The 3,981-nt window shown below is 44.7% G+C and carries 4 protein-coding genes; 1 reads left to right on the top strand and 3 read right to left on the bottom strand.

Going from position 1 to position 3,981, the window contains the following annotated elements; genetic code table 11:
* A partial coding sequence (locus tag IQR33_RS34840; RefSeq protein ID WP_228014211.1) for a TRAP transporter large permease occupies positions 1-893 on the top strand: 893 nt, incomplete at its 5' end.
* 33 nt (positions 894-926) lie between these two features.
* On the opposite strand, the gene IQR33_RS34835 is transcribed toward IQR33_RS34840, so the two are convergent.
* From IQR33_RS34835 to IQR33_RS29130, 3 genes are all read right to left on the bottom strand, one after another.
* Positions 927-1,109 (bottom strand): hypothetical protein, encoded by a 183-nt coding sequence (locus IQR33_RS34835; protein WP_021034161.1) that lies wholly within the window; start codon positions 1,107-1,109, stop codon positions 927-929.
* Positions 1,110-1,187: 78 nt separating this feature from the next.
* Positions 1,188-2,525, bottom strand: coding sequence for a sigma-54-dependent transcriptional regulator (locus IQR33_RS29135; protein WP_017634783.1), 1,338 nt, complete (start codon positions 2,523-2,525; stop codon positions 1,188-1,190).
* A 4-nt stretch (positions 2,526-2,529) separates the two neighbouring features.
* The coding region (locus IQR33_RS29130) for a sensor histidine kinase (protein WP_193844273.1) at positions 2,530-3,981 on the bottom strand (1,452 nt) is incomplete at its 5' end.

The following is a 3,981-nucleotide window of genomic DNA, read 5'->3' as shown; positions in this document are numbered from 1 at the left end:
TGGTGGTGTATGCAGCCGCAACGGATGTGTCAGTTGGACGTATGTTCCTTGGTGGTGTGATTCCCGGTTTGCTGGCGGGTGTCATGTTGATGATCGCGATTTACATTGCCGCGAGAATCAAGAACCTTCCAAAGCAACCTTTTGTCGGTTGGAAAGAAACTTTTGATGCCGCCAAGGATGCAAGCTGGGGCTTGTTGTTGGTCGTCATCATTCTTGGTGGTATCTATGGCGGTATCTTTACGCCGACAGAAGCCGCTGCGGTTGCTGCTGTGTACTCATTCTTTATTGCTAACTTTGTATACAAAGACATGGGGCCATTTGCAGACAAGAAAAACACTAAACCTGCGCTCGTTAAAATCTTCCAAACCTTTGTTCATAAAGACACGAAACACACCCTGTATGAAGCGGGCAAACTCACCATCATGCTGCTGTTCATCATTGCTAATGCCTTAATTTTGAAGCATGTTTTAACGGAAGAACGCATCCCGCAAATGATCACCGAGTCGATGCTCTCGGCTGGTCTCGGACCCATCACTTTCTTGATTGTGGTGAACGTCTTGTTGCTGATTGGTGGTCAGTTCATGGAGCCATCAGGCTTGTTGATCATTGTTGCGCCGCTCGTGTTCCCAATTGCGATTGCATTAGGTATAGACCCAATTCATTTGGGCATAATGATGGTGGTGAATATGGAGATAGGAATGATAACGCCGCCCGTGGGTCTTAACTTATTTGTGACCGCTGGTGTTGCCAAAATGTCGATGATGAACGTAGTGAAGGCAGCATTACCCTGGGTTGGAGTGATGTTCTTGTTCCTAATTATCGTCACATATGTACCATGGGTTTCGACTTGGTTGCCTACTACCTTGATGGGGCCGGAGATCATTACCAAGTAATGGAAGCCAGAAAGTAGAAAGAGGTGTGAGAATTCACACCTCTTCGTCTATTGACTTGTAACAAGTTTTGCGCGGGTCTGAATTAATTCGACGTTCATAGTGTCGCCACCTCTTTTTATTTTTACGACGCTCTTCACCGAATCTTCTCTCTTCTTGATAGCAACCGTCTACGAGCACGGTATCTGTAACAATCGGTATTCTCACTTTTTCGTTCATATCTATAACAACCATGATAAACCCGTTGTTAAAAATTATGATTCAAGTTGAATATAATGCCAGCTATTTGAACGTGTTTTATTTGTAAAGGTCTTTATTTATTTGGTAGCGCTGCATCTTGTCGTAAAGGGTTTTTCTTGGCACATTCAATTGGCACATTGTCTGTTTAATACTACCGTTGTTCTCTAATAAAGCGCCTTCAATGGCTGCTCTCTCAAACTCCGCCACTTGCTCTGCAAGGCTTGAGGAAGACTTAGCAACTGGGTTCGATTCTCCCAACTGAATTAACTTACCCAATAGCACAAAACGCTCTGCAGCATTTCTGAGTTCTCGAACATTGCCAGGCCAGTCATGGCTCATCAGTTGCGCTAGATCTTGGGGTGACAAGCTAGGTGAGCTTTTGCCATAACGTGAAGCTGCTACCAACAGAAAGTGGTGAAAGAGGGCTGGAATGTCTTCTTTTCGTTCGCGTAGTGGCGGGAGATCCAAGGTCACGACATTGAGCCGATAATAGAGGTCCTGACGGAAAGTACCTTCTTCAGCTGCGTGTTTTAAATCGACCTTTGTTGCGGCAATCACTCGAATATCTAAAGGCAATAATTCATTTGAACCGACACGCTCAATCACGCGCTCTTGTAATACCCTCAATAAACGAATTTGGGCTTGGATAGGCATCGACTCGATCTCATCCAAGAAAAGTGTGCCGCCTTGTGCAAACTCAAATTTACCGATACGACGGCTTTCGGCGCCAGTGAATGCGCCTTTTTCATGGCCGTAGAGTTCACTCTCAATTAAGTTCTCTGGAACCGCTCCACAATTTACGGCGACAAAGTTTTGGTTCCGGCGAGAGCTTTGCTCATGTAAAGAACGAGCGATTAACTCTTTCCCTGTACCGGTTTCACCAAACAATAAAATATCGGCGTCGGTATCGGCGATTTGGGTGATGGTCTCTCGTAATATTTGGATGCTAGCGGTTTCACCAATAACTCGTGGACCAAGGGTTTTACTGGCTTTAAGTGACAGGCGCAGTTTTTCATTTTCATTGGTTAGTTTGCGCTTCTCAATCGCCCGCTTAACCGTTTCAACCAAATGTTCTGGCGCAAAAGGTTTCTCAATAAAGTCGTAAGCGCCTTGATGAAGGGCTTGCACAGCCATGGAAATATCACCGTGTCCAGTGATCATGATGACGGGTAAGTTTGCATCGCGTTGAGTCAAAGTTGTCAGCATATCCATACCAGAAATGCCCGGCAAACAGATATCAGTGACCACGACGCCAGCTTCTTCTCCTTGCTGCATCGCTATTAAAGCCGATTCTGCATCCACAAAAAACTTGGCGTCGATATCCGCCAGTTCAAAGGTCTGTTCTATAGCGATTCTGAGATCGGCCTCATCATCAATAAAAAACACCTGACACATGATCTTATCCTTTTGATGGTTCAGTGTTGTAAGAAGTGATAGGTAAACACAATGAGAATCGAGCGCCGCCTTGTTCTCGATTATGGGCACATAATTTTCCATTCATACTGGCTAAGATTTGTTGCGAGATAGAGAGACCCAAACCTAAACCGTTCAGTTTAGTGGTTAGAAACGGTTCACATAAATCAGAAAGTGAGAAAGAGCCAAGCCCTGGGCCATTATCATCAACATGAATCCAAACCAAATCAGTGTGCTCATCGTGTTCTACAGATAATTCTACCTGTTTGTCTTGTTGTTCTTTGAGTGCTTCTATCGCATTAGTCAGTAAATTGACCAACACTTGCTCCAGTTGAATAATATTGATCTGCACTTCAACATCATGCTTTGGCAAATTTGTTTCTAACGTGACGCGCCCTGATTTAAATGCGGGCTTCATCAGTTCTTTTACAGAGGCAATCACAGGGAACAATCGAGATTGAGCCAACTCGTCACCACTGGTTTTTTTGGCGAAAGAGCGAAGTTGCTGACTGATATTTGCCATACGGTCAGTGAGAGCAGAAATGCGAGTGAGATTATCTTCCACTCGCTCATATTTTTCTTTTTTTAGAAACAGCTTGCCGTTCTCCGCAAAGCTACGAATTGCTGCAAGTGGATTATTCAGTTCATGGCTGATACTGGCCGACATTTGTCCTAACACCGCGAGTTTCGCTGCTTGCACCAATTCATCTTGAGTAACGCGTAAAGTTTGCTCGGTATCGATACGCTGTGCGATCTCCGCTTGCAACTCGGCAGTCCGTGCCATGACTTGATATTCCAACTTTTGATTTGCTTCTTGTTGAATTCGTTCAAGTTGCAAGTGACGCTGTTGACGGTGATAGATAAGCTGACCAATTAAAAACAAAACCATGAATGCTAGAGTGAGTACAAAGATGTAACCCATGGTGAACCAAACGATCGACTGTTTAGGAGACAGCACACGAATTGTCAGTTTGAGTTCGGGAAGGGGCAGCGAAGAGACCACCAAGGTTCCTTTATTGTATGGGTAACCCTGTTTAAGCTCAGAATGCACCTCGTCCAAACTACCCACTAATCCAAGCGTTTCAATTGGCGCATCAAGATATTGTTGGCTTGCCCAAACTTGCTTTTTCTCTTTTTTTGTCAGTGGTTGTAAGCTTTTGAGTAGCCATTCACTTCGGCTACTCATGAAAACAATTCCGTATGGGTCGCTGGCGACAAAAACACTGTTTGGTTGCTGCCAGTTGTCCTCTATCTTACTTAGGTCCATCTTCACCACGACGACACCAAGTACACCGCCAGCGTATATGATGGGATAAGAATAGTAGTAGCCACGTTTACCAGATGTTGAGCCCAGTGCGTAGTATTGGCTTCTTTTGCCTACAATGGCTTGTTTGAAATAAGGGCGAAATGCAAAATTTCGCCCGATAAAGGAGCGCTG

The sequence above is a fragment of the Vibrio sp. OPT46 genome, from assembly GCF_015163535.1.
GTDB classification, from domain to species: domain Bacteria; phylum Pseudomonadota; class Gammaproteobacteria; order Enterobacterales; family Vibrionaceae; genus Vibrio; species Vibrio alginolyticus.
This window is presented reverse-complemented; position numbering and strand designations above follow the sequence as displayed.